Origin of the sequence: Nocardioides sp., assembly GCF_036405735.1 — a bacterium.
Classification (GTDB): domain Bacteria; phylum Actinomycetota; class Actinomycetes; order Propionibacteriales; family Nocardioidaceae; genus Nocardioides.
Map to the genome: position 1 here is coordinate 1 of NZ_DASWXC010000022.1, position 23,762 is coordinate 23,762.

22 protein-coding genes and 1 tRNA gene are annotated in these 23,762 nt (G+C 72.7%); 17 read left to right on the top strand and 6 right to left on the bottom strand.

What is annotated here, in order from left to right:
* From VGE38_RS04050 to VGE38_RS04065, 4 genes are all read left to right on the top strand, one after another.
* Positions 1-299: type II secretion system F family protein (locus tag VGE38_RS04050; protein ID WP_331141253.1), on the top strand; the 299-nt coding region annotated here is incomplete at its 5' end.
* Positions 300-437: 138 nt separating this feature from the next.
* Positions 438-617 carry a DUF4244 domain-containing protein gene (locus VGE38_RS04055; protein ID WP_331141254.1) on the top strand — a complete coding sequence of 60 codons (180 nt, stop codon included), beginning with the start codon at positions 438-440 and terminating at the stop codon, positions 615-617.
* Positions 618-619: 2 nt separating this feature from the next.
* The gene (locus VGE38_RS04060) at positions 620-1,012 is read left to right on the top strand and encodes a TadE family type IV pilus minor pilin (protein WP_331141255.1); all 393 of its coding nucleotides are present in this window, start codon (positions 620-622) and stop codon (positions 1,010-1,012) included.
* Entirely contained in the window at positions 1,003-1,368 is a 366-nt protein-coding gene (locus VGE38_RS04065) for an Rv3654c family TadE-like protein (RefSeq protein ID WP_331141256.1), read from the top strand. The genes VGE38_RS04060 and VGE38_RS04065 overlap by 10 nt, the downstream gene beginning before the upstream one ends.
* Positions 1,369-1,388: 20 nt before the next feature.
* On the opposite strand, the gene VGE38_RS04070 is transcribed toward VGE38_RS04065, so the two are convergent.
* Both VGE38_RS04070 and sftH read right to left on the bottom strand, forming a co-directional pair.
* Positions 1,389-1,697, bottom strand: a complete 309-nt coding sequence (locus VGE38_RS04070; RefSeq protein WP_331141257.1) for a hypothetical protein — start codon at positions 1,695-1,697, stop codon at positions 1,389-1,391.
* Positions 1,698-1,706: 9 nt separating this feature from the next.
* Complete coding sequence (sftH, locus tag VGE38_RS04075; protein ID WP_331141258.1) at positions 1,707-4,055, bottom strand: DNA 3'-5' helicase SftH; 2,349 nt, start codon at positions 4,053-4,055, stop codon at positions 1,707-1,709.
* A 191-nt stretch (positions 4,056-4,246) separates the two neighbouring features.
* Here sftH and VGE38_RS04080 point away from each other — a divergent pair, with 191 nt between their 5' ends.
* The 3 genes from VGE38_RS04080 (at position 4,247) to VGE38_RS04090 (ending at position 8,461) form a co-directional block, all read left to right on the top strand.
* Positions 4,247-4,585: an anti-sigma factor antagonist gene (locus VGE38_RS04080; RefSeq protein ID WP_331141259.1), complete on the top strand. Its 339-nt coding sequence runs from the start codon at positions 4,247-4,249 to the stop codon at positions 4,583-4,585.
* Positions 4,586-4,680: 95 nt separating this feature from the next.
* The gene (locus VGE38_RS04085) at positions 4,681-6,942 is read left to right on the top strand and encodes a sodium-translocating pyrophosphatase (protein WP_331141260.1); all 2,262 of its coding nucleotides are present in this window, start codon (positions 4,681-4,683) and stop codon (positions 6,940-6,942) included.
* A gap of 13 nt (positions 6,943-6,955) precedes the next feature.
* Positions 6,956-8,461, top strand: a complete 1,506-nt coding sequence (locus tag VGE38_RS04090) for a DUF7059 domain-containing protein (RefSeq protein ID WP_331141261.1) — start codon at positions 6,956-6,958, stop codon at positions 8,459-8,461.
* Here VGE38_RS04090 and VGE38_RS04095 read toward each other — a convergent pair.
* Positions 8,458-9,231, bottom strand: a complete 774-nt coding sequence (locus VGE38_RS04095; RefSeq protein ID WP_331141262.1) for a hypothetical protein — start codon at positions 9,229-9,231, stop codon at positions 8,458-8,460. The two genes, VGE38_RS04090 and VGE38_RS04095, sit on opposite strands and share 4 nt — an antisense overlap.
* A 191-nt stretch (positions 9,232-9,422) precedes the next feature.
* Here VGE38_RS04095 and topA point away from each other — a divergent pair, with 191 nt between their 5' ends.
* From topA to VGE38_RS04120, 5 genes are read left to right on the top strand one after another with little or no spacing between them, the layout of a single operon-like run.
* Positions 9,423-12,110 (top strand): type I DNA topoisomerase, encoded by a 2,688-nt coding sequence (gene topA / locus VGE38_RS04100; RefSeq protein ID WP_331141263.1) that lies wholly within the window; start codon positions 9,423-9,425, stop codon positions 12,108-12,110.
* Positions 12,107-12,928 (top strand): alpha/beta hydrolase family protein, encoded by an 822-nt coding sequence (locus VGE38_RS04105; protein ID WP_331141264.1) that lies wholly within the window; start codon positions 12,107-12,109, stop codon positions 12,926-12,928. The genes topA and VGE38_RS04105 overlap by 4 nt, the downstream gene beginning before the upstream one ends.
* Positions 12,929-12,937: 9 nt before the next feature.
* Positions 12,938-13,591 (top strand): dTMP kinase, encoded by a 654-nt coding sequence (gene tmk / locus VGE38_RS04110; RefSeq protein WP_331141265.1) that lies wholly within the window; start codon positions 12,938-12,940, stop codon positions 13,589-13,591.
* Positions 13,588-14,751: a DNA polymerase III subunit delta' gene (locus VGE38_RS04115; RefSeq protein ID WP_331141266.1), complete on the top strand. Its 1,164-nt coding sequence runs from the start codon at positions 13,588-13,590 to the stop codon at positions 14,749-14,751. Before tmk ends, VGE38_RS04115 begins: the two co-directional genes overlap by 4 nt.
* A complete protein-coding gene (locus VGE38_RS04120; RefSeq protein ID WP_331141267.1) occupies positions 14,748-16,313 on the top strand; it encodes an alpha/beta hydrolase in 1,566 nt (521 codons plus the stop codon). Before VGE38_RS04115 ends, VGE38_RS04120 begins: the two co-directional genes overlap by 4 nt.
* Before the next feature lie 39 nt (positions 16,314-16,352).
* Here the strand turns inward: VGE38_RS04120 and VGE38_RS04125 are convergent, their stop codons facing one another.
* On the bottom strand, positions 16,353-17,279 hold the full coding sequence (locus VGE38_RS04125) for a LysR family transcriptional regulator (protein WP_331141268.1): 927 nt from the start codon (positions 17,277-17,279) through the stop codon (positions 16,353-16,355).
* A 70-nt stretch (positions 17,280-17,349) separates the two neighbouring features.
* On the opposite strand from VGE38_RS04125, the gene VGE38_RS04130 reads away from it, so the two are divergent.
* Together VGE38_RS04130 and VGE38_RS04135 are read left to right on the top strand one after the other, a co-directional pair.
* A complete protein-coding gene (locus VGE38_RS04130) occupies positions 17,350-17,532 on the top strand; it encodes a hypothetical protein (RefSeq protein WP_331141269.1) in 183 nt (60 codons plus the stop codon).
* A gap of 131 nt (positions 17,533-17,663) precedes the next feature.
* Positions 17,664-17,736 (top strand) — tRNA-Thr (locus VGE38_RS04135).
* A gap of 279 nt (positions 17,737-18,015) precedes the next feature.
* Here VGE38_RS04135 and VGE38_RS04140 read toward each other — a convergent pair.
* Complete coding sequence (locus VGE38_RS04140; RefSeq protein WP_331141270.1) at positions 18,016-19,341, bottom strand: FAD-dependent oxidoreductase; 1,326 nt, start codon at positions 19,339-19,341, stop codon at positions 18,016-18,018.
* Positions 19,342-19,418: 77 nt separating this feature from the next.
* Between VGE38_RS04140 and VGE38_RS04145 the strand changes: the two genes are divergently transcribed.
* Entirely contained in the window at positions 19,419-20,339 is a 921-nt protein-coding gene (locus VGE38_RS04145) for a LysR family transcriptional regulator (protein ID WP_331141271.1), read from the top strand.
* Here the strand turns inward: VGE38_RS04145 and VGE38_RS04150 are convergent.
* Positions 20,327-21,622: a phospholipase D-like domain-containing protein gene (locus tag VGE38_RS04150; RefSeq protein ID WP_331141272.1), complete on the bottom strand. Its 1,296-nt coding sequence runs from the start codon at positions 21,620-21,622 to the stop codon at positions 20,327-20,329. The genes VGE38_RS04145 and VGE38_RS04150 overlap by 13 nt on opposite strands.
* A gap of 201 nt (positions 21,623-21,823) precedes the next feature.
* On the opposite strand from VGE38_RS04150, the gene VGE38_RS04155 reads away from it, so the two are divergent.
* Both VGE38_RS04155 and VGE38_RS04160 read left to right on the top strand, forming a co-directional pair.
* Complete coding sequence (locus tag VGE38_RS04155) at positions 21,824-22,423, top strand: response regulator transcription factor (RefSeq protein WP_331141273.1); 600 nt, start codon at positions 21,824-21,826, stop codon at positions 22,421-22,423.
* 505 nt (positions 22,424-22,928) lie between these two features.
* On the top strand, positions 22,929-23,744 hold the full coding sequence (locus VGE38_RS04160; RefSeq protein WP_331141274.1) for a SigB/SigF/SigG family RNA polymerase sigma factor: 816 nt from the start codon (positions 22,929-22,931) through the stop codon (positions 23,742-23,744).
* The last annotated feature ends 18 nt before the right edge of the window (positions 23,745-23,762 follow it).

Here is a 23,762-nt window from a genome sequence, read left to right on the forward strand (position 1 = left end):
CCCGGCTCCGGCTGGGTGCCGACCCGGCCGTCGTGTGGCAGGTCTTCGCCAGCGAGCCTGCGCTCGCGCCGCTGGGCCGCACCCTGGCACGCGCCCACCGGTCGGGCGCGCCGGTGGCAGGCTCGGTGGAGCGACTGGCCGACGACCTGGCCCGGGCCGCTCGCGCCGAGGTCGAGGACCGCGCCCGCCGGGTGGGCGTGCGCGCTGCCGTCCCGCTCGGGCTGTGCCTGCTCCCGGCGTTCGTGCTGATCGGCATCGTCCCGCTGGTCGGCGGGCTGACCGCGGGCGTCGTCCGATGAGCCATCGACCGTCCACAGCTCCGCCTCAGGGCGAGACGGTCCCCAACCCCGCGCTTCCGCTCTGCACGGCCTGCCGGCGCCGGGAAGGGTCGCAATCGTCCGGCCGATCCGCGGCCGGTGCTACCGATGGAGGAACGCATGAACCGCACCCGCACCCGTATCCGCACCCAGCGTGGCATCACCACCGCCGAGTACGCCGTCGGCACGGCAGCCGGCGCCGGGTTGGCCGGCTTGCTCTACAAGATGCTCACCGGGGGATTCGGCAAGGACCTGCTGGAGAAGCTGTTCGAGCACGTGCTGAAGCTGCTCGGGATCTAGGCGTGGCGCCCGCGTCGAGAGCACTCGCGGTGGGCCGACGCCGCTTGGACCGGGGCGCCGCGACGGCGGAGCTGGTGATGGTCCTTCCGGTCCTGGTGGCCGTCACCGTGGGCCTGGTGTGGCTGCTCTCGGTCGGCATGGCGCAGCTGCGCACTGTGGACGCGGCGCGGGAGACCGCCCGGGCGCTGGCTCGCGGCGACGACCGACAGGCGGCGATCCGGCGTGGCCGCGAGGTGGCGCCGTCGGGCGCGCGCATCACCGTCCGTGTGGGCATCGACGAGGTGGCCGCCGTGGCGACCGCCCGGGTGGCGGGGCCCGGAGGACTGTTCGGGTTCCTCGGGGCGGTGACGGTGCGCGCGGAGGCGGTCGCCGCGCAGGAGGTGTCGTGGCCGTGACATCCGGGTGCCCGCGCGGCCGACAGCGCGGCTCGGCCGTCCCGTTCGCGGTGGCGTGCCTGGGACTCCTGCTCGCGGTCGGCGCCGGTCTCGGCGTGGTGGGTGCGCTGGTCGCCGGCCACCGCAGTGCCCAGGCCGCCGCCGACCTGGCGGCGCTGGCGGGGGCGGGCGCGAGCAGCCGTGGTGAGGACGGCTGTGCCGCGGCGGCGGCGACCGCGCTGCGCAACGGTGCCGCGCTCGTCGCCTGCGAGCTCCACGGCGACGGGGTGCGTGTCCTGGTCCGGGTCGAGGGCCCCGGGTGGCGAGGTTGGCACGGCGATCTGCGGGCCGAGGCGCGCGCGGGTCCGGTCCCTTGACCGGACCGCACCTGGCCGGGTCAGGAGCCGGGGCGCTCCTCATCGCGGTTCCGGGCGCGCTCGGACTCGACCTTCTCCAGCTTGTGCGACAGCTCCGTCAGCCGCTTCTGCTCACGGCGGTGCCGCAGCCCCCGCCTGGTGCCGTACCTGGCCAGCGAGAACCCCCACAGGATGGCCAGGCCCGCGAAGACGCCCACCAGGAAGATCGTCGTCGAGCCGAGGGGGACTCCGAGCAGCGAGGCGGCCTCGCCGGGATCGTCGTTGTAGAAGACGCCGGAGAGCAGCGCCACGACGCCCAGGACGATGAGGATGAGGCCGAGCGCCAACATGCTCCGAGACTATGCCCCCGACAGCAGCAGCCGCAGCAGCGCCGCCGCTCCGGTCTTGTCGAGCGGGTTGTTCTGGTTGCCGCACTTGGGGGACTGGATGCACGACGGACAGCCGTCGTCGCACTCGCAGGCCTCGATGGTCTCCACGGTGGCGGTGAGCCAGTCGCGGGCGGCGTGGAAGCCGCGTTCGGCGAAGCCCGCGCCGCCAGGGTGGCCGTCGTAGACGAAGACGGTGAGCATCCCGGTGTCGGCGTGCAGGGCGGTGGAGACGCCGCCGATGTCCCACCGGTCGCAGGTCGCGAAGAGCGGCAGCAGGCCGATGGAGCAGTGCTCGGCGGCGTGGGCGGCTCCCGGCAGGTCGGCGGCCGCCAGGCGGGCGGACTCGAGGGCAGCCGACGGCACCGTCCACCACACCGCGGAGGTGCGTAGCGTGCGCTCGGGTAGGTCCAGCGGCTCCTCGGCCATGACCTCGCCGCCGGGCTGGCGGCGCCGGAGGAACGAGACGACCTGGTGCGAGACGTCGACGTCGCCGTACGACAGCCGGCAGTCCGCCCAGCGCCGGTGGTCGCGCTCGGTGACGATCGTGATGTCGGTCGTCTCACGCGCGGTCGTGGAGTAGCCCGGCTCCGCCCGCTCGATGACGGCGACGCTCTCTTCGAGGTCGAGCTCGTGGACCAGCCAGGTCTCGCCCTGGTGGAGGTAGACCGCACCGGTGTGGGCGGTGCTGTGCGAGCGGGCGCCGTCGACGGTCCCGACCACCCGGCCCGTGCCGGCCTCGACCAGCTGCACGGCCCGGCCGCCACCGGAGCGGATGTCGACCAGGTCCGCGGCCCGGCGGCGGTCGGTCCAGAACCAGCCGCGCGGCCGCCGGCGCAGCACGCCGGCCGCGGTCAGCGACTCGACGATCTCGCCAGCCCCCGGACCGAACAAGGGAAGGTCCGCACTCGTCAGCGGCAGCTCCTGCGCCGCGGCGCACAGATGGGGGCCGAGGACGTAGGGATTGCCCGGATCGAAGACGGTCGCCTCGACCGGACGCCCCAGCAGGGCGTCGGGATGCGTGACGAGGTAGGTGTCGAGCGGGTCGTCGCGGGCGACCAGCACGCCGAGCGCGTCCTGCGCGCCGCGGCCGGCGCGGCCGACCTGCTGCCACAGCCCCGCCCGGGTGCCCGGGAAGCCGGCCATGAGCACCGCGTCGAGGCCGCTGACGTCGATGCCGAGCTCGAGGGCGTTGGTCGCGGCCAGACCCAGCAGCTCGCCGGCGCGCAGCCGTCGCTCGATCTCGCGCCGCTCCTCGGGCAGGTAGCCGCCGCGGTAGGCCGCGACGCGGGCCGGCAGCGACGGGTCGACCTCGGCCAGCAGGCCGGCCGTGGTCAGCGCGACCTGCTCGGCGCCGTTGCGGGAGCGGACGAAGGCGAGGGTGCGCACCTGCGCGGCCACCAGGTCGGCCAGCAGGTCCGCGGTCTCCGAGGAGGCGGCGCGCCGCACCGGGGCGCCGTTCTCGCCCCCCGGCCCCTGGCTGAGCGGCGGCTGCCACAGCGCGAGCGAGATCTCGCCGCGGGGCGAGCCGTCGCTGGTCACCGGCAGCACGTCGAGCCCCGTCAGCCGACGCGCGGCCGTCTCCGGCTCGGCCACGGTCGCCGAGGCGAGCACGAAGGTCGGCTCCGCGCCGTACGACGCGCAGACCCGCCGCAGCCGCCGCAGCACCTGCGCCACATGGGCGCCGAACACGCCGCGGTAGTGGTGGCACTCGTCGATCACGACGTAGCGCAGCGAGCCGAGGAACGACGCCCACCGACTGTGGCCCGGCAGCAGGGAGCGGTGGAGCATGTCGGGGTTCGTCAGGACGTACTCCCCGAAGGCGCGGGTCCACTCCCGCTGCTCCCGGGGGCTGTCGCCGTCGTGGGTGGCCACCCGGACGTCGAGGTCGAGGGCCTGCAGCCGGCTGAGCTGGTCCTGGGCGAGTGCCTTGGTCGGCGCCAGGTAGAGCACGGTCGCACCCCGCTGGCCCTTGGGGCCCCGCTGCTGTCGCACCGTGGTGAGCGCCGGGAGCTGGTAGGCCAGCGACTTGCCCGAGGCGGTGCCAGTGGCCAGCACGACGTGGTCACCGGAGAAGGCGGCATCGGCTGCGACGACCTGGTGGCGCCACGGGGCGGAGACGCCGAGCCTCTGGTAGGCGGCGACCACCGCCGGATCCGCCCAGCCGGGCCAGGCGACCGTGTCGGCGGTGCGCGCGGGCAGCACCTCGAGGTGGGTGAGCCGGCCCTCGCGACCCGGGACGTCGGCGAGCCGGCGCACGAGCGCGTCGACGTTGCGGGCAGCGCCGTCGTTCACCCGTCCCTCCGCCTGCGTCGCGGTCATCTCCTCATCCTCGCAAAGGCCTCCGACAACGGCCTATCCGACGCAGGAGGGTGTCCGCGGTGGAGTCGGCTTTGCGCGCGACCGTCCGTCGCGTGGTTTCATATGGTCGGCCCCGGGAGACGCGCGTGTCGCCCTGGACCGGTTGTCAACGATGCCGAGTGCGTCGAAGCCCGACCGAGCGGAGTGGGAAGTTGGATCTGTCACTCGCGACGCACGAGGTCGCCGGGACGACCGTCGTCACGGTCGGCGGTGAGATCGACGTCTACACGGCCCCCAAGCTGCGCGACAAGATCACCGAGCTGGTCGGCGGGGGCGCCTACCAGATCGTCGTCGACCTCGAGGCGGTCGAGTTCCTCGACTCCACCGGCCTCGGCGTGCTCGTCGGCGGCCTGAAGAAGGTGCGGGCCAACGACGGCAGCCTGCGGCTGGTCTGCACCCAGGACCGGTTGCTGAAGATCTTCCGCATCACCGGCCTGGCCAAGGTCTTCGAGATCCACGCCAGCACCGACGAGGCCGTCGCCGCCTCCTGACCTCGCCGGCAGCCGCGAGGCTGCACCTGTTGCGATGTGGTCTGCGTCACCTACCCTGCGATGACGGGGGGACCCAGCCATCGGCAGGAGGACACATGTCCGAAGCAGAAGTGACCGGCGGCGACCTGGTCCTGGTGGTCGTCGTCGCCCTCATCGCCCTGGCCGCGCTCGGGCTCGCCTTCGTGTTCCGTCGCGAGGTGCTCGCCAGCGCCGCCGGCACGGACAAGATGGCCTCCATCGCGCAGGCCGTCCAGGAGGGGGCGGGTGCCTACCTCGGGCGCCAGTTCCGCACCCTGGCCGTCTTCGCCGCCATCGCCTTCTTCCTGCTGCTGGCACTGCCCGCCGACGACTGGGGAGTGCGCGTCGGTCGTTCGGTCTTCTTCCTGCTGGGCGCCGGCTTCAGTGCTGCCGTGGGCTACCTGGGCATGTCGCTGGCCGTGAAGGCGAACGTCCGCGTGGCCGCGGCGGCGAACAGCGCCGGGCGCAACGCCGCCATGACGATCGGCTTCCGCACCGGCGCCTGCGTCGGCATGCTCACGGTCGGGCTCGGCCTGCTGGGCGCGGCGGTCGTCGTCCTGCTCTACCAGGGCGACGCCCCGCACGTGCTCGAGGGCTTCGGCTTCGGCGCCGCGCTGCTCGCCATGTTCATGAGGGTCGGCGGCGGCATCTTCACCAAGGCCGCCGACGTCGGTGCCGACCTGGTCGGCAAGGTCGAGCAGAACATCCCCGAGGACGACCCGCGCAACGCCGCCACGATCGCCGACAACGTGGGCGACAACGTCGGCGACTGCGCCGGCATGGCCGCCGACCTGTTCGAGTCGTACGCCGTCACGCTGGTCGCCGCGCTCATCCTGGGCAGCCAGGCGCTGGGCGACCAGGGACTGGTGTTCCCGCTCCTCGTCCCCGCGATCGGAGCGATCACGGCCGTGATCGGGGTCTACCTGTGCCGCCCTCGTGAGGGCGTCAGCGGGCTGGTGACGATCCAGCGGGCGTTCTACGTCTCGGCTATCGTCGGCGCGGTCGGCTGCGTCGTCCTCTCGTTCGCCTACCTGCCCGACAGCTGGGCCGGCCTCGGCACGGATGCGGACGTCAGCCCGCAGGTGCTGGCCGCGGGCGCCGTGCTGATCGGCATCGTGCTGGCCGCGGCGATCCTCGCGCTGACCGGCTACTTCACCGGCACCGACTACCGCCCGGTCAAGGACGTGGGCCGCACCAGTCTCACCGGGGCCGCGACCGTCATCCTGTCCGGCCTCAGCGTCGGCTTCGAGTCGGCCGTCTACACCGCGATCGTGATCGGCGCAGCAGTCTTCGGCGCCGCGCTGCTGGGCGGATCGGCCGCGCTGTTCGCGGTGGCGCTGGCCGGCTGCGGCCTGCTCACCACCGTCGGCGTGATCGTCGCGATGGACACCTTCGGCCCGGTCTCCGACAACGCCCAGGGGATCGCGGAGATGTCCGGGGACGTCAGCGGCGAGGGTGCCCGGGTGCTCACCGAGCTCGACGCCGTCGGCAACACCACGAAGGCCATCACCAAGGGCATCGCGATCGCGACGGCGGTGCTCGCGGCGAGCGCGCTGTTCGCGTCCTACACCCAGAGCGCCTTCGAGGCCTATGTCGAGGCGACCGGCGACGGCGCGGCCGCGATCCTGGACGGCTTCCTGGTCTTCGACGCCAAGGTGCTCGTCGGCGCGCTGCTCGGGGCGAGCGTCGTGTTCCTCTTCTCCGGGCTGGCGATCAACGCCGTCGGCCGGGCTGCCGGCGCGGTCGTCCTCGAGGTGCGTCGGCAGTTCCGCGAGATCCCCGGGATCATGGAGGGCACCGGCCGGCCGGAGTACGGCAGGGTCGTCGACATCGTCACCCGCGACTCGCTGCGCGAGCTGGCCACGCCCGGCATCCTGGCCATCCTCGCGCCGGTGGCGGTCGGCTTCGGGCTGGGCATCGGCCCGCTCGCCGGCTTCCTGGCCGGCGCCATCGCCACCGGCACCCTGATGGCGGTCTTCCTCGCCAACGCGGGCGGTGCCTGGGACAACGCCAAGAAGCTGGTCGAGGACGGCAACCACGGCGGCAAGGGCTCCGCGTCCCATGCCGCCACCGTCATCGGCGACACCGTCGGCGACCCGTTCAAGGACACCGCCGGGCCGGCGATCAACCCGCTGCTGAAGGTGATGAACCTCGTCAGCCTCCTGATCGTCGCCGCCATCGTGGACCTGTCCTACGGCGCGAGCGAGTCCGACGCGGTCCGCATCACGATCGCCGTCGTCGCGGCTCTCGGCATCGCCGGCGCCGTCTACGCCTCGAAGCGACGGCCGGTGTCGATCGACGCCGGCACGCCCTCGGACGAACCGGAGCTCACCCACTAACTAGGCTCGCCGTGTGCGCGAGCTGACCGACCTCCCCCACCGGCTCCGGGAGGCCCTCGTGGCCGCCGGGTTCACCTACGACAACGTCGCGGACCTGCTCGGCCCACTGGCGCACCAGGCGCTGTCGCGCAACGAGACCGTGCCCGGGCTCCGCCGGACCACGGGCGGGTCGCCGCTGGAGACCCTCGTCCGGCTGTTCCTGCTGCAGGTGCCCGTGCCGGTCGCCGCCGCCGAGGCCGCGCTCCCCGGCCTCGTCGACCGGCTCGCCGCCGAGGGTCTGCTGGAGCAGTCCGTCGGCGAGGTGGCGGCCCGGATGGACGTGCGGCCGTACGCCGCCGACGACACCCATCTGTGGGTGGTCAGCGACCTGACGCCGGGCCTGGACGGTGCTCCCCAGCGGGTGGGCGCCGACTATGTCCTCGGCGTGAGCGCGGCCTCGACCTCGCTGGCGCAGCTCACGATCCGTCACGACGTCGGCCGCAGCCTCGACCTCGGCACCGGCTGCGGCGTCCAGGCGCTGCACCTGGCCGCCCACTCGCGTGAGGTGGTCGCGACCGACGTCAACGCCCGGGCGTTGTGGGTGACCCGGTTCAACGCCGCCCTCAACGACGTGGCCGACGTCATCGACGTGCGTGACGGCTCCTTCTTCGAGCCGGTGCGCGGCGAGACGTTCGACCTGATCGCGACCAACCCGCCGTTCGTCATCTCGCCGGCGACGGGGGAGCGGCTGGTCTACCGCGACTCGGGCCTGCCCGGCGACCGGGTGGTCGAGGACATCGTGCGTGCCGCGCCGGCGCTGCTGGCCGACGACGGCTGGTGCCAGGTGCTGGCCAACTGGGTCATCGCCGAGGGCACGCCGTGGGACGAGCGGCTCGCCGGCTGGCTCGACCCGTCGGTCGACGCCCTGGTGGTGCAGCGGGAGATCCTCGACCCGGCTGCCTACGTCGAGCTGTGGCTCAAGGACGGCGGCCATCACCCGGCGACCGGCCCGCGACTCGCCGGATCGGCAGCACGCGACGACTACGTCCACCGGTACGACACCTGGCTGTCCTGGATGCAGGAGCAGGGCGTCGAGGGCATCGGGTTCGGCTGGATCAACCTCCACAAGTCCGCGGCCGCCGGACCGAGGTCGCCGCGTCGCGAGCTGCTCGAGTGGCCCTACGACGTCGAGCAGCCGATCGCCCCGGCCATCGCCGCCTGGGGGAGCGCCGTCCGCACCGAGGTCGGGCTCGACGACCGGCTGGTGGCGCCCGCCGACCTGGTGCAGGAGACCCAGGGCGCCCCGGGCGCCGAGGACCCGGCCACGGTCGTCCTGCGCCAGCAGCGCGGCCTGCGGCGCGCCCGCCAGGTCGACACCGTCGAGGCGGCCCTGGTCGGCGCCTGCGACGGCGAGCTGTCGGTCGGTCAGCTGCTCGACGCCATCAGCCGTCTGCTGGAACGGGACCCGGACCAGACCCGCGCGACCTACCTGCCGGTGGTGCGCGAGCTCGTGGACGAGGGCTTCCTGCTCTCCTCCTAGGCCGGTCCCGTCGGTGGGACCCCCTGCGACTGCCGGGCGTCGAGCGCGCGGTCGCGCACCGCGACGAGCTGGCGGCGCACACCGGAGACCAGCAGGTCGGTGTGGCCGAGCGCCTTGAGCTCCCGGGAGCCGTAGCCGTAGCTCCAGGGCCGCATCGCGACGTCCCATGCGTAGGGTCCGGCGAGCGCCGCGCACACCTTCGCCCCGAGCGTCGACCCGGACTGGGTGAGCTCGAGGTGGCGCTTGAGCTCCTTCTCCGTCGTCACGCCGCGCGGATGGAGCAGGCCGTTGGCGTGGCCCACGGCCCACACCACGCCGAGCGCCAGCTGTGCGGCCGACGGGGCGCCGGACACCACGCCCGGCGCACGCTCGTGCACCCGCAGCAGGGCCCGGGCCAGGGCGACGCCGGCCTCCTCGTCGAAGAACGAGTCGGCCACGGTGCCGAGCAGCGTGAGGCAGGACTCCAGCCGTTCGCGTTGCGCTGGCGGCAGGAGGTCCGGCACCCGCACCGGTCCCGTCAGCGGCTCGTCGGTCATGCTCAGGACCGCCTGGCGGCCACCGCAGAGGGAGTCGAGCCAGCGCAGCGCCACCGACCAGTCCGGCTCGGGCTCCGGGTCGGAGAGGCGCCGCGCGAGCGAGACCACATCGCTCATCAGGTCGCGGCACTCCGGGCACAGGTGCACCAGGTCCTCGCGGGCGGGCGGCGGGGCGCCGTACCAGCTCGCGACGCCGGGGTAGCCGGCCGGAGCGGTGTCGAAGTCGTCGTACATGTGGTGACCTCCGAGAGTGAGGGGCGGAAGTCGTCGTCCGCCCGCCACTGTGCCGCGGGCCACCGACAGCCCGTCCGGGACGATCCACAGGGCAGGGAAGTGGACAGCACGCGCTACCGTGTTCCGCCGTGAGCCCCGAGCGGGGCCCCGAGCCCGGAGCGACGGGCTGCCAACCAGGTAGGGAAGAAGCAGTGGCGCACAAGTTGGTGATCGTCGAGTCCCCGGCGAAGGCCCGCACGATCGGCGGGTATCTCGGTCAGGGGTACGTCGTCGAGTCCTCCATCGGCCACATCCGCGACCTCCCCCAGAGCGCCGCCGACACCCCCGCCAAGATCAAGGACAAGCCGTGGGGCCGGCTCGCCGTCGACGTCGACAACGGCTTCGAGCCGTACTACGTCGTGCCGCGCGACAAGAAGAGCCACATCAGCAAGCTCAAGAGCCTGCTCAAGGACGCCGACGAGCTCTTCCTCGCCACCGATGAGGACCGTGAGGGCGAGGCCATCGCCTGGCACCTGCTCGACGAGCTCAAGCCCAAGAACATCCCGGTCAAGCGGATGGTCTTCCACGAGATCACCAAGCAGGCCATCCAGGCCGCCGCGGAGAACCCCCGCGAGCTCGACATGGACCTCGTCGAGGCGCAGGAGACCCGCCGGATCCTGGACCGGCTCTACGGCTACGAGGTCTCCCCGGTGCTGTGGAAGAAGGTCATGTCCGGCCTCTCCGCCGGCCGGGTGCAGTCCGTCGCCACCCGCCTGGTCGTGGACCGCGAGCAGGAGCGGATGGACTTCAAGGTCGCCTCCTACTGGGACCTCGAGGGCACCTTCGATGCGGGCGCCAAGCACGACCAGCGGATGTTCCCCGCGAAGCTGTGGACCATCGACGGCTCCCGCGTCGCCAACGGCAGCAACTTCGGCCCCGACGGCCGGCTCAAGAGCGACTCCGCGGTCCACCTCGACCGCACCCGGGCCGAGGCGCTCGTCGAGGCGCTCGCCGACACGACGTACGACGTCCGCTCGGTCGAGTCCAAGCCCTACCGCCGCTCGCCGTACCCGCCCTTCCGCACCACGACGCTGCAGCAGGAGGCCAGCCGCAAGCTCGGCATGAGCGCCAGCGTCACGATGAGCGTGGCGCAGCGGCTCTACGAGAACGGCTTCATCACCTACATGCGTACCGACAGCACCTCGCTGTCGGACACCGCCGTCAACGCAGCGCGCCGCCAGGTGCAGGAGCTGTACGGCAGCGAGTACCTCCCCGACGCGCCGCGGACCTACGCCAGCAAGGTCAAGAACGCCCAGGAGGCGCACGAGGCGATCCGGCCCGCCGGTGACTCCTTCCGCACCCCCGCCCAGACCGGGCTGACCGGCGAGCAGTTCCGGCTCTATGAGCTGATCTGGATGCGCACGGTCGCCAGCCAGATGAAGGACGCGGTCGGCAACACCGTCACGATCCGGCTCGGCGGCCCGGCCAGCACCGGCGAGGACGTCGTGTTCTCCACGTCCGGCCGCGTCATCACCTTCCACGGCTTCCTCAAGGCGTACGTCGAGGGCACCGATGCGGCCGACCAGGCCAGCGACGACGCCGAGACCCGGCTGCCGGCGCTGAGCGAGGGCGATGCCGTCAACGCCGCGTCGCTGCGCGCGAACGGGCACGAGACCAAGCCGCCGGCGCGCTACACCGAGGCCACGCTGATCCGGGAGCTCGAGGAGCGCGAGATCGGCCGTCCGTCGACGTACGCCTCGATCATCGGCACGATCCTCAACCGCGGCTACGTCTACAAGAAGGGCACCGCGCTGGTGCCGGCGTGGATCGCCTTCTCGGTCGTGCGGCTGCTCACCGAGCACTTCCCGCGCCAGATCGACTACGAGTTCACCGCGGGGATGGAGGACATCCTCGACGAGATCGCGTCCGGCCGTCGCGACCGGGTGAGCGAGCTGCGGGAGTTCTACTTCGGTTCCGAGCGGATCGACGGCCTCAAGCCCCTCGTCGACGGGCTCGGCGACATCGACGCCCGGGAGCTGGCGACCTTCCCGATCGGCGGCGCCGACTCCGGCGTGCACCTCCGGGTCGGCCGCTACGGGCCGTACATCGAAGGTCCCGGCCCAGACGGTGGGGCCGGCGCGCCGATCCGCGCCAACGTGCCCGACGACCTCCCGCCCGACGAGCTCACGCTGGAGAAGGCCACCGAGCTCTTCGCCAACCCGGCCGGCGAGGAGATCGACCTGGGCGTGCACCCCGACACCGGGCTACGCGTCGTCGCCAAGAGCGGTCGCTACGGCCCCTACGTCACCGAGGTCGTCCCCGAGGACGCGCCCGCGAAGACGAAGGCGCGCACCGCGTCGCTGTTCAAGTCGATGTCGCTGGAGACCATCACGCTCGAGGACGCCCTCAAGCTGCTCACGCTCCCCCGCGTCGTCGGCGTCGCCGAGGACGGCGAGGAGATCACCGCCCAGAACGGCCGCTACGGGCCGTACCTGAAGAAGGGCACCGACTCCCGCTCGCTGACGTCGGAGGACCAGCTGCTGACGATCACGCTCGACGAGGCGCTGGCGATCTACGCCCAGCCCAAGCAGCGCGGGCGTGCCGCGGCCGCGGCGCCGCTCAAGGAGCTCGGCGCCGACCCCGTCTCGGGCAACCCGGTGGTGATCAAGAACGGCCGGTTCGGCGAGTACGTCACCGACGGTGAGTACAACGCCACGCTGCGCAAGGACGACTCGGTCGAGTCCATGACGCTCGAGCGCGCCGCCGAGCTGCTGGCGGAGAAGCGTGCCAAGGGCCCGGCGAAGAAGACCGCGAAGAAGACCGCCAAGAAGACGGCGAAGAAGACGACGAAGAAGGCGCCCGCCAAGAAGACGACGGCGAAGAAGGCCGCGAAGAAGTGACGCTCACGACCAAGGTCCTCTCCCGTGAGGAGGGGACCAGCTTCCGCCTCACCGTCGCCCGCGCCGCCGAGGCCACCGCTCCGGTGATCGTGGTCCAGCCCGCGATGGGCATGGGCAGCCGCTACTACGAGCCCTTCGCCGAGGCGCTCGCCGCCGCGGGGATGCACGCCGTGCTCGTCGAGCAGCGCGGCCACGAGGCCGAGGGTGGCCGGCTCCCCGGCCGCCGCTACGACTTCGGGTACGCCGACCTCCTCGACGACCTCGAGGCCGCGCTCGGCGTGGTGCGCGAGGAGCTGCCCGGTGCGCCGGTGCACCTGCTCGGGCACAGCCTCGGCGGCCAGCTCGGGGTCATGTACGCCGCCACGCACCCCGGCGAGCTCGCCGGTCTGGTGCTGGTGGCCTCCAGCACGCCGTACTGGCGCAACTGGGGACGCGGACTGCTGATGGCCTCCTACCTCTTCCCGGCCACGGCTGCGGTGCGCGGCCACTTCCCGGGCAGCCGCTTCGGCTTCGCCGGCCGGGAGGCCCGCCGGCTGATCCGCGAGTGGGGCCGGCTGGCCCGCACCGACCGCTTCCCCGTCGGAGAGGACCGGCTGGGCGAGGTGGGGATCCCGGTGCTCTCGATCTCCGTCGAGGGCGACAAGCTGGGTCCGGTCGGCCCGGTCGACGCGATGGTGGCCAAGCTGCCGGCCGCGCGGGTCACGCGGGAGCACGTGTCCGTCGACGGCATCGACCACAACCGGTGGGCGCGCCGCCCGGAGGCCGTGGTGCCGCTCCTCGCGCAGTGGCTGGCGACCGGTGTCCGTGCGACCCCGTAGGTTCTCCCTGTGAGCAGCAACTACCCCGGTGCCTACGCCGACCGCGGTGTCTTCGTCTGCTTCGAGGGCGGTGAGGGGTCGGGCAAGTCCACCCAGTCGCGACTGCTGCGCGAGACGCTCACGGCCGAGGGCTACTCCGTGCTGCTCACCTTCGAGCCCGGCGACACCCCTGTGGGCCGCACGCTGCGCGAGATCGTGCTCTCGCCGGAGACGGGCGCGCTCGCGGACAAGACCGAGGCGCTGCTCTACGCCGCCGACAAGGCCGAGCACGTCGAGGCCGTCGTGCGGCCCGCCCTCGAGCGCGGTGCGGTGGTCGTCACTGACCGGTACGTCGACTCCACGCTGGCCTACCAGGGCGCCGGCCGCGCGCTCGCGGTCGAGGAGGTCGAGCAGGTCGCCCGCTGGGCCACCGGTGACCTGAGGCCGCACCTGACGGTGGTGCTCGACCTCGAGCCGCAGGCCGGGCTGGGTCGCTTCGAGGGCCGCGACCGGATCGAGGGCGAGTCGCTGGAGTTCCACGAGCGGGTGCGCGAGGCGTTCGTCGCGATGGCGAAGGCGGACCCCGACCACTACCTCGTGCTCGACGCCCGCGCGCCGGTGGAGGAGATCGCGGCCGCCGTACGCTCCCGGCTGGAGCCGCTGCTGGAGCAGGCCGCACGATGACCGCGGCCACGGCGAGCGTCTGGGACGGCCTGGTCGGCCAGCGCGCCGTCATCGCGACGCTGCGGACCGCTGTCGCCGGCCAGGGCATGACCCACGCCTGGCTGTTCACCGGACCGCCGGGCTCGGGCCGCTCCAACGCCGCCACGGCCTTCGCCGCCGCGCTGCAGTGTCCCGATGGCGGCTGTGGCACCTGCCACGAGTGCCACACGGTGCTCAACGGCTCGCACGCCGACGTGACGGTCGTGCGCACCGAGAAGCTCTCCATCGGCGTCAAGGAGGTGCGCGACCTGGTCCGCAGCTCCGCGCTCGCCCCTGCCGGTGGCCGCTGGCAGGTGCTGATCGTCGAGGACGCCGACCGACTCACCGAGCAGGCCGCCAACGCACTGCTCAAGGCCATCGAGGAGCCGACCGAGCGCACGGTCTGGATGCTGTGCGCGCCGACGGTCGAGGATGCCCTTCCGACGATCCGGTCGCGTTGCCGGCTGGTGACGCTGGCGACGCCGTCGACGGCTGAGGTCGCGGCGTTCCTGGAGAGCCGCGACGGCGTCGACCCGGCGCTGGCCTCGCTCGCCGCCCGCGCGAGCCAGGGCCACATCGGCCGGGCCCGCGCCCTCGCCCGTGACGCGGCGACCCGGGCCCGGCGCGAGGAGATCGTCCGGCTGCCCGCCCGGCTCCGCACGCTCAAGGACTGCCTGCTCGCCGCCCAGCGGCTCGCCGAGGTCACCAAGGAGGAGGCCGACGCGCTCACGACCGAGCTGGACGCGCGGGAGAAGGCCGACCTCGACGCCGGCTACGGCGTCGTCGAGCGCGGCCGGCGGCCGCGCGAGTACGCCCCGGCGCTCGCCGAGCTCGAGCGCGCCCAGAAGACCCGCGCCAAGCGCCGCCACCTCGACGTCGTCGACCGTGGCCTGACCGACCTGATGAGCGTCTACCGCGATGCCATCGCGCTGGCCACGGGGGCCGGCAGCGCCCTGGTGAACGAGGAGATCCGCGCGGAGGTCGAGCAGGTCGCACGCGCCGCCACCCCTGAGCTCAACCTGCGACGGATCGGCTCCATCTTCGAGGCCCGCGAGCAGATGCTGGAGTTCAACGTGCCGGTGCCGCTCGCCCTGGAGTCGCTGATGGTGGCGCTGCGCGCGCCCGAGGAGGGAGTGCGATGAGCACCCGGACCACCCGTGTGATGGCCTGGGTCGTCGTGATCGCCCTGGCGCTCTCCGGCGCAGGGGTCGCCGCACTCAGCGTGATCGGCGCCAGCGACGGCGGCGACGACGCTCCGGGCAGCGCCCCGGCTGCGCCGGTCACGCCGGCGCCGGGATCCGAGCAGGCGCCGGACCCGGCGCTGCAACGGTTCTACGGGCAGCGGCCCGCGTGGGAGCCGTGCCGCAAGGGCCTGCAGTGCGCCACCCTCACCGTGCCGCTGGACTACCGCGACCCGGGCGGTGACGCGCTCCAGATCGCCCTCCTCAAGGTGCCGGCCTCCGGCGAACGACTCGGCTCGCTGGTGGTCAACCCCGGTGGGCCCGGCGCCCCCGGCACCGACTACGCCGCGGCGGCGCGGCAGGTCTTCGGTCGCCCCCTGCGCCAGCGCTTCGACATCGTCGGCTTCGACCCCCGTGGCGTCGGGGACAGCAACCCGGTGGACTGTCTCTCGGACGACGAGCTCACCGCCTACCTCGCCACCGACCCGGATCCCGACACCCCCGCGGAGGAGCGCGCGTACGTCGCGATGGCCGACGCGATGGGCACCGGCTGCCAGGAGCGCTCCGGCGAGCTCGCCGCCCACGTGTCGACCGCCGAGGCGGCGCGCGACATGGACGTCCTGCGCTCGGCCCTCGGCGAGACGACACTGACGTACTTCGGCGCGTCCTACGGCACCAAGCTCGGGGCGACCTACGCCGAGCTCTTCCCGGGCAACGTCGGCCGCTTCGTGCTCGACGGCGCGGTCGACCCGAGGCTCGGCACCCGTGAGGTCAACCTGCAGCAGGCGCAGGGGTTCGAGACCGCCCTGCGCGCCTACGTCGCCAACTGCGTCGAGTCGACCGACGACTGCTTCCTCGGCTCCTCGGTCGAGGAGGGACTGGGCACGATCCAGGACCTCATGGTCCGCATCGACGCCGAGCCGCTCCCCGCGGGCGGCGGACGGAGGCTCACCGAGGGCGACGCGTTCCTCGGGCTGGCGCTGCCGCTGTACTCCCGGGACTACTGGGTCATCCTCAGCGCCGCGCTCCGGGACGCGCTCGACGGTGACGGCGCCACGCTGATGGAGCTCGCCGACCTCTACAACGACCGCTCCGGCGGGACCTACAAGACCAACAGCGCCGAGGCGATCTACGCCATCAACTGCCTCGACGACCCGTGGGCGATCACCGCCGACCAGGTCGCGGCCGAGGTGCCGGCGTACACCCGCGCCTCGCCGACGTTCGGTCGGGTCTTCGCCTGGATGAACACCACCTGCGGCGGCATCAAGGTGACCAGCACGGAGCCACGCCTGGACATCCGCGCCGAGGGGGCGGCCCCCATCCTGGTCATCGGCACCACCCGCGACCCCGCGACCCCGCTCGTCTGGGCCGAGGCCCTGGCCGAGCAGCTCGACTCCGGCGTCCTGGTCACCCGCGACGGTGACGGTCACACCGGCTACCGCTCGGGCAACGACTGCGTCGACACCGCCGTGGAGGACTACCTCCTCGACGGCACTGTCCCCCAGGACGGCCTGGCCTGTTGAGTCCCGGGTTCCCGTGGGTCGACTCCCGGGTTGGCGTGATCAGCGGAGGTTGACGGGCTCGGCGATCTCCCGGATCCGACGGGTGGCGAGCTCGATCATCAGCCGTGCGGCCGGCGACAGGGTCGCGTCGGCACGGTGCACGATCGCGAAGGTGTCGTACTGCCGGGGCCGCAGCGAGACCCAGCCGGCCGCAGGCGCCAGCCGGGGGAGCAGCTGCTCCGCGGCGCCGCGCGGGATCACCGAGTCCGCCAGTCCGCGCCCGACCAGCTCGACGGCGGTCTCGATGTCCTCCACCTCGATACGGGTCGGCGGGTTGCGGCCGGTCTCGTGCAGCAGCCGGCGCAGGATGATCCGGATGGAGTCGTCCGCGCGCCAGGTCGTCTCCGGCATCACCAGCGACGCCTGCGCGAGCCGATGCGCCGTGACGGGCGTCGCGAGCCGCGTGGGATCGGCGCTGACGTAGACCAGCTCGTCGCGGGCGACCGGCGTGATCGTCATGCCCTCGCTCTCGACGCTGGAGACGGCGATCATGGCCGCCTCCAGCCGGCCGCGGCGCAGATCCTCCTGCACCTCGGCGGAGTTCTGGCCGACCAGCTCCACACGGACGCCGGGATAGCGCGCCAGCACGTCGGCGACGAGGTCCGCGCCGGCGTAGAGCCGTGCGGCCCCGAACATGCCGAACCGGATCGTGCCCGTCTCGAAGGACTTCGCCGCCTGCACCGCCTTGCGCGCCTCCTCCGCGGCGGCGAGCGTGCGCTCCGCGTGCGGTCGCAGCGTGTCGGCCACGGTGGTTGGTACGACGCCGCGGCCGACCCGCCGGAAGAGCTGGACGCCGAGGGTCTTCTCGAGCGCGCGGATCTGCTCCGACACGCTCGGCTGGGCGTAGCCGAGGGCCTCCGCGGCCGCCGTCAACGAGCCGTGCTCGTAGGTCATCAGGAAGCAACGCAGCTGGTGCAGCGAGAGCATAGGCACAGCCTATGGGAAGCGCTGGAGAGTGGCCCTACCTCTATGGATCCCTGTCGGTCACGATGGAGCCATGCTCGCTCACCACTGCGCCGCCTGCGACGAGACGTACCTGATCTTCGACAGCCAGATCACCGGTGTCATGAACACCGGCCACGGCATCGAGATCAGCTTCACGTGCTGGTGCGGCGCCGAGCAGACCCAGGTCACCGGTCGGTACGCCGGCCGCCGGACTCCTGACGTCGTCGCGGCCTGACCCTCCCAGTCCGTCGCCCCTGCGGCGACGCACATGGCCCCTCGTCGGGACTCCCGACGTCCCCGCCGGTTTCGTCGCACGGCGGGGACGTCGGTATGCTTCGGCTCGTTGCTCGCTCCGGCGGGCAGCACGCCGCCTTAGCTCAGTCGGTAGAGCAACTCACTCGTAATGAGTAGGTCGTCAGTTCGATTCTGACAGGCGGCTCGCGTGACGGCGGTCCTTCGGGGCCGCCGTTCGGCGTTCCCGTAGCCATTCGGGCTGCCATCGCGACGTGGGCAGCAGGAACGGCCCCGCCACCCAGGCAGAAGGGTGACGGGGCCGCCGGAGCTCCCCATGCGGTGGGAGTCGGGGACAAGGGTGACGCGGACCCCCGCCTCTGGTGCCAATGGTGCTGGTGGGTCTGCGGCGCGACGGGCGGGTTGTTGTCACGCGGGTGACAAAACGCCGCCGATCCGCAAGCGCCAACGCGGCGGTTTCACGGCCTCACCGGGCGACGCGAAGCATCTCCTCGCGCGTCGGCACCTTGACGCGGAGCCGGTCCTGAGCAGCGCCGGTGGCGAGCTCGTGCTGGTCGAGGCGCAGCCAGTGCTCGTAGGTCTGCACGTCGACGCCGCGCTCGGCCAGGTAGGCGTCGAAGGCGCCGGGCTCGCGCGAGGTCGCCGTCGGTCGGGTGTCGGCCAGCAGGTGACGGACGGTCTCGGCCGCGTCGCTCTTCGTGTGGCCGATGAGGCCGACCGGACCGCGCTTGATCCAACCGGTCACGTAGGTGCCGGGGATCGGGCTTCCGTCGAGGTCGAGCACCCGGCCGCCGTCGTTCGGGACGACGGCGGCACGGTCGTCGAACGGCAGGCCGGGCAGCGGCGTGCTGCGGTAGCCGACGGCGCGGTAGACCGCCTGCACGTCCCAGTCGGTCAGCTCCCCGGTCCCCTCGACGGTGCCGTCACCCAGCGGGCGGGTGCGCTCGGTACGCAGCGTCGTCACGCCGCTGCCGTCACCGAGGATCGCCACCGGCGCCTCGGCGAAGTGCAGGTGGATGCGGTGCGGCTTGCCCTCCAGGTCGCGGCCGACCCAGTTGGCAAGGGTGTCGAGCACCATCTTCTGCGCCTTGTGGGTGCCGATGTGCGCCATCCCGTGCGCATCGACGTCGAAGCCCTCCGGGTGGACGACCACCTCGACGTTGGGCGAGTGGTTCAGCTCCCGCAGCTCGAGCGGGGAGAACTTCGCGTACGCCGGCCCGCGGCGCGCGAAGACGTGCACGTCGGTCGTCGTCTTGGCCTTGAGGGCCTCGTAGACGTGCGGGGGTACGTCGGTCGGCAGCATCTCCTCGCCCTTCTTGGCCAGCACCCGGGCCACGTCGAGGGCGACGTTGCCGACCCCCAGCACCGCGACGCTCGTCGCGTCGAGCGGCCAGCTCTGCGGCACGTCCGGGTGGGCGTCGTACCAGGAGACGAAGTCGGCGGCGCCGTAGGAGAGCTCCTCGCCGGGGATGCCGAGGTCGCGGTCGGCCATGGCGCCGGTCGCGACGATCACCGCGTCGTAGAACTCGCGCAGGTCCTCGAGCTTCACGTCGACGCCGAACTCGACGCTGCCGAGGAACCGGACCTCGGGCTTGGCGAGCACCCGGTCGAGCGCCTTGATGATCTCCTTGATGCGCGGGTGGTCCGGCGCGACGCCGTACCGCACCAGGCCGTACGGCGCGGGCAGCCGCTCCACGATGTCGACGCAGACGTCGACCTCGGACTTGGTGAGGATGTCGGCGGCATAGATCCCGGCCGGTCCACCGCCCACGACGGCTACGCGAAGTGTCATGCGGCGATTCTCCGGCGTCGCACCGGGGCCACACAACGAGCTTGTGGTTGTCTCGTCACAAGGTATCGTTGTGACCTGTGTTGAGTCCCCGGGTGCCGGAGCTGCGTGCCCTCGAGCTGCTCGTCCTCGTGGCACGGACCGGCAGCCTGAGCGCGGCGGCTGCCGCACTCGGCGTCAGCCAGCAGGCGGCATCGTCGCGGGTGCGCACGATGGAGGCGCTGATCGGGGAGCCGCTGCTGACGCGGACCCGCCGCGGATCGGAGCTGACGCCGACCGGCGAGCTGGTGGTGCAGTGGGCCGGTCGCGTGGTCGAGGCGGCCACCCAGCTCGACATCGGGATCGCGACGCTGCGCACCGACCGGCGCGGCCACCTCTCGATCGCAGCAAGCCTGACGATCGCCGAGCACCTGCTGCCGGGCTGGCTGGTGGCCGTGCGGGCCGAGCAGGCCAAACGGGGCCAGGACCCGACCGAGGTCAGGATGACCGCGACCAACAGCGCCCAGGTCGCCGCGCTCGTGGCCAGCGGCGAGGTCGACCTCGGCTTCGTCGAGGGGCCGGACGCGCCGGAGGGCCTCGCTCACCGGCTGGTCGGCACCGACGAGCTCGTCGTCGTCGTCGGACCCGGTCATCCCTGGGCCGGGCGCAGCCGGATCACCGCCGCCGCGCGGGCGGCGACGCCGCTGGTCGTCCGCGAGGCCGGCTCCGGCACCCGGACCGTCCTCGACCGCGCCCTGGCGGGTCTGCCCACGGCGCCACCGGCGCTGGAACTGTCCAGCACCGCGGCGGTGCGCTCCGCCGTCGCGGCGGGCGCCGGACCGGCGGCCCTCGGCGCGCACGCCGTCCGCGACGACCTCGCCACCGGTCGCCTGGTGCGGGTGGCCGTGCGGGGCATCGACCTGACACGCCGGCTGCACGCGGTCTGGCAAGGCGGTGCCCGTCCGCCCGAGGGGCCGGCGCGCGACCTCGTCGACTGGGCCGCGGCCGCTCAGGGGCCGTAGGTCGGCTCGATGCCCATCCGGTGGGTGGCGCGGCCGTTCCACATCGAGCGCCAGCGCTTGAAGTAGGCGCGGTGGACGGCGGCGTCGTGGATGGTGAAGACGACCTCCTCGTTCGCGAACGAGATGGCCGACCAGTTCTCCGAGCCGGTCCACACGGTCTTGGTCGGGCGGCCGTTCCACATGCCGTCCACCATCATGACCTTGTAGTGGGAGTAGAACCGGGGGCCCCAGCCCTCGATGCCGTCCTCCTTCTCCGCCACACGGTGGGCGAAGAGCCAGTCGGCGCTGCGCATGGGGATGCCCGCGCGCTGCATGCGCTTGTACGTCGGGCCGCCCGGCACGCTCATGATGATCTTGATGTTGCAGCCCTGCTGCTTCTTGTTGACCAGCGCCTTGGCGAGGGCTTCGCCGCGGACCTGGAACATCGCGTAGGCAGCGATCCGGATCATGGTGCGTCCGCCGGCGCCGTACCCCGCCGGCGCGCGGCATCCGACCCGACGGATCCGGTGCACGACGGGGTCGTTCGCCGGCCGGTAGCGGCCGGAGACCGGGGTGAGGGTCGTGGTGCCCTGCGGGCCCGGCGTGTAGCCCTTCGACGCCAGGCTGCGCTCGAACCACGCACCGAAGGCGCCGTCGGGTGCGGTGTAGGTCAGCCGGCGGGGGCCGACGCGGCGCTGATGGGCCATCTGGCTGAACATCGACTGCCAGGCGGCGTACAGGCCGGCGTCACCGATGACGGTGTAGCTGTCGTTCCACTGCCGGTAGATGGCCTTGGAGGTCATGTTGCCCGAGCTGGCGATGACGACGTTCTGAGCGGCGCCGGTCTGGCTGAAGGCGAACACCTTGGAGTGCATGTTGCCGCCGTCGCCCTTGCGCCGGCACGCGCCGGGGCAGGCGATGACGAAGCTGGGCCGGTTGGGGTTCTTGCCGAACCGCCTCTGCAGGTTCCGCGCGACACCCGACATCACCGACTTGTTGACGATGAGCTGCACGCGTACGCCGCGCTGGCGCGCCTTGCGCAGCGCGTAGGCCAGGTCGGAGCGGTCGAAGGAGTAGACCGCCATCTGGATCAGGGAGCCTCGCGGCGCGTGACGTACGGCGGCGAGCACCTGGCGCAGGATCGCCTGCTGGCCCTTCAGGCTGCCGAGCGGGTTGTTGAAGACCGGCCCCGCCTGGGGCATCCAGGTCGGCGTCGCGGCGGCCGACGCCGGCGCCGCGGGTGGTACGACGGCGCCGAGGCCCCCGAGCACCACCACCGAGACGGCCATGGCCGTCCATCGCATCCAGCGCACCTGCATCGCCCCCGATTCCCGATCATCCGGCCTTGTGGAGGCTACCTTCTTCCCCTGTCCCGACGGCATCGGTAAAGGCGATGACCGGACTCAACGGGGCCTTTTCTGTGGCACGGAAAGCCGGTCGGCGGAGCTGGACCGCGTGGCGGGTGGCCTGTGCGTCTGGCACGATTCGCCGCATGGACGCAGCGCATGCCTGACCAGCCGATCCGGCTGGCGATCGTCAGCCGCCAAGAGGTCGTGGCCCGGGGCCTGACCGCCATGCTGGCCGACTATCCGCAGCGGATCACCGTCACGGCGCTGTCCAGCGTGTACAGCAAGGCGCTCGGCGTCGACGTCGTGCTCTACGACACCCTGGGCCTGCACAACTCCGACGGCGCCGAGCTCGACCACCTGGTCAAGAACACCGACGCCAAGGTGCTCATCTACAGCCGCGACATGCGTCCCGACCTCCGCGCCCGCGCGATCGCCAAGGGCTGCCCGGCGTGGGTCTCGATGAGCATCCGCGCCGAGGACCTGGTGGAGGCCGTCGAGCTGACCGCCGCCGGCAAGTCGCTGCCCGACCAGGAGGAGCGGCTCGGCAACGAGGCCGGTCTCTCGCCGCGCGAGGTCGAGACGCTGGCGCTGATCACCCAGGGTCTGTCCAACCAGGAGATCGCGGACCGGCTGTTCCTGACCGTCAACACGCTCAAGAGCCACATCCGCCAGGCCTACCGCAAGATCGGCGCCACCTCGCGTGCCCAGGCCGTCGCCTGGTGCATGCAGCACGGCTTCGCGCCGCCCGACGCCTGACACCCGGCGGCCCTCGCGCGCTGGGACGCGCATCACGCGCGCATGACGGGCGTCACAGCGGGGCAACGGGGCCCGTCGGCCAGGTCGGGTGACCTCGAGGACACTCGCATCGTGCCGAGCCGCCGCCCCGGGCCGCGCGCGCCGGGGCGGCGGTGTCCGGCCGCCGACGTCAGTCCCGGCGCCGCGGCCCCTCGTCCTCCGTCGAGAAGGTGCATGGTGCGCGCGCGGCCCGGGGTAACGGACCACGTCGGCCTGGTCGGGTGACCTCGGGAGGGACACTCGCATCGAGGGCCGGACCACCGCCCCGGGGGGTATCCCGCCGAGGTCACGCTCCGGGGCGGTGGGTCCTCCGGGCCCGCTCGGGAGCCGTCCGACAGTTGTTCGGCGGCGTCCACGCGTGGGCCTCACCCCTAAGGGTGAGCACTTCGCCGACAAATCCCCACCCCCAGGGACCAAAAGGGTGTCGGGTTGTTACAGCGGTCGGAGGGCCGGGCACGAACCGGTCATGACCATCACAGCGACGCTTCACCAGGATGTGCCGCGAGAGACCCGGCGGCGCGAGACGAACCGACTGCTCGACCAGGCCTCGGACGCAGGCCGCAGCCAGGAGCGCGAGGAGCTCATCGAGCAGGTCATCCTCGTCAACACCGGCGTGGCGCGCTCCATCGCGCGCCGCTACCAGGGCCGCGGCATCCCGCTCGAGGACCTCGAGCAGGTGGCTTACGTGGCCCTCGTGCGGGCCGCCCGCAAGTTCGACGGCGACAAGGCGGAGGACTTCCTCACCTACGCGGTCCCGACGATCCGCGGCGAGATCAAGCGCCACTTCCGCGACCTGGGCTGGACCGTGCGTCCGCCCCGCCGCGTGCAGGAGCTGCAGACCAGCGTCATGCGGACCAGGGAGACCCTCCGCGACAGCCTCGGCCGGACGCCGACCTGCGCCGAGATCGCCGCCGCCCTCGAGGTCGAGGAGAAGGACGTCATCGAGGCGCTCGGCGCCGAGGGCTGCTTCACGCCGCTCTCGCTCGACGCCCCGGTCGGCTCCAGCGAGCCCGACAGCGCCTCGCTCGGCGACCTGCTGCCGGAGGTCGACACCGGCCTGGCCGCCGCCGAGGCACGGGCGCTGCTCGCCCCCGCTTTGGCCGCGCTGACCTCGCGGGAGCGCCTCATCGTGAGGCTGCGCTTCGTCGACGACCTCACCCAGGAGGAGATCGGCCAGCGCATCGGCGTCACCCAGATGCAGGTGTCGCGGCTGCTCAGCGGCATCCTCGCCAAGCTGCGCTCCGCGATCGAGCCGCACGACGACCTGCCGCTGGCCGCCTGATCCGGCGCCTCCCTCCGT

Bases quoted from the DNA above. Each gene is read 5' to 3' on its own strand.
- VGE38_RS04055 (WP_331141254.1), top strand. From the start codon at position 438: ATGAACCGCACCCGCACCCGTATCCGCACCCAGCGTGGCATCACCACC.
- VGE38_RS04070 (WP_331141257.1), bottom strand. From the start codon at position 1,697: ATGTTGGCGCTCGGCCTCATCCTCATCGTCCTGGGCGTCGTGGCGCTG.
- sftH (WP_331141258.1), bottom strand. From the start codon at position 4,055: ATGACCGCGACGCAGGCGGAGGGACGGGTGAACGACGGCGCTGCCCGC.
- VGE38_RS04085 (WP_331141260.1), top strand. From the start codon at position 4,681: ATGTCCGAAGCAGAAGTGACCGGCGGCGACCTGGTCCTGGTGGTCGTC.
- VGE38_RS04095 (WP_331141262.1), bottom strand. From the start codon at position 9,231: ATGTACGACGACTTCGACACCGCTCCGGCCGGCTACCCCGGCGTCGCG.
- VGE38_RS04115 (WP_331141266.1), top strand. From the start codon at position 13,588: ATGACCGCGGCCACGGCGAGCGTCTGGGACGGCCTGGTCGGCCAGCGC.
- VGE38_RS04120 (WP_331141267.1), top strand. From the start codon at position 14,748: ATGAGCACCCGGACCACCCGTGTGATGGCCTGGGTCGTCGTGATCGCC.
- VGE38_RS04125 (WP_331141268.1), bottom strand. From the start codon at position 17,279: ATGCTCTCGCTGCACCAGCTGCGTTGCTTCCTGATGACCTACGAGCAC.
- VGE38_RS04130 (WP_331141269.1), top strand. From the start codon at position 17,350: ATGCTCGCTCACCACTGCGCCGCCTGCGACGAGACGTACCTGATCTTC.
- VGE38_RS04140 (WP_331141270.1), bottom strand. From the start codon at position 19,341: ATGACACTTCGCGTAGCCGTCGTGGGCGGTGGACCGGCCGGGATCTAT.
- VGE38_RS04150 (WP_331141272.1), bottom strand. From the start codon at position 21,622: ATGCGATGGACGGCCATGGCCGTCTCGGTGGTGGTGCTCGGGGGCCTC.
- VGE38_RS04155 (WP_331141273.1), top strand. From the start codon at position 21,824: ATGCCTGACCAGCCGATCCGGCTGGCGATCGTCAGCCGCCAAGAGGTC.
- VGE38_RS04160 (WP_331141274.1), top strand. From the start codon at position 22,929: ATGACCATCACAGCGACGCTTCACCAGGATGTGCCGCGAGAGACCCGG.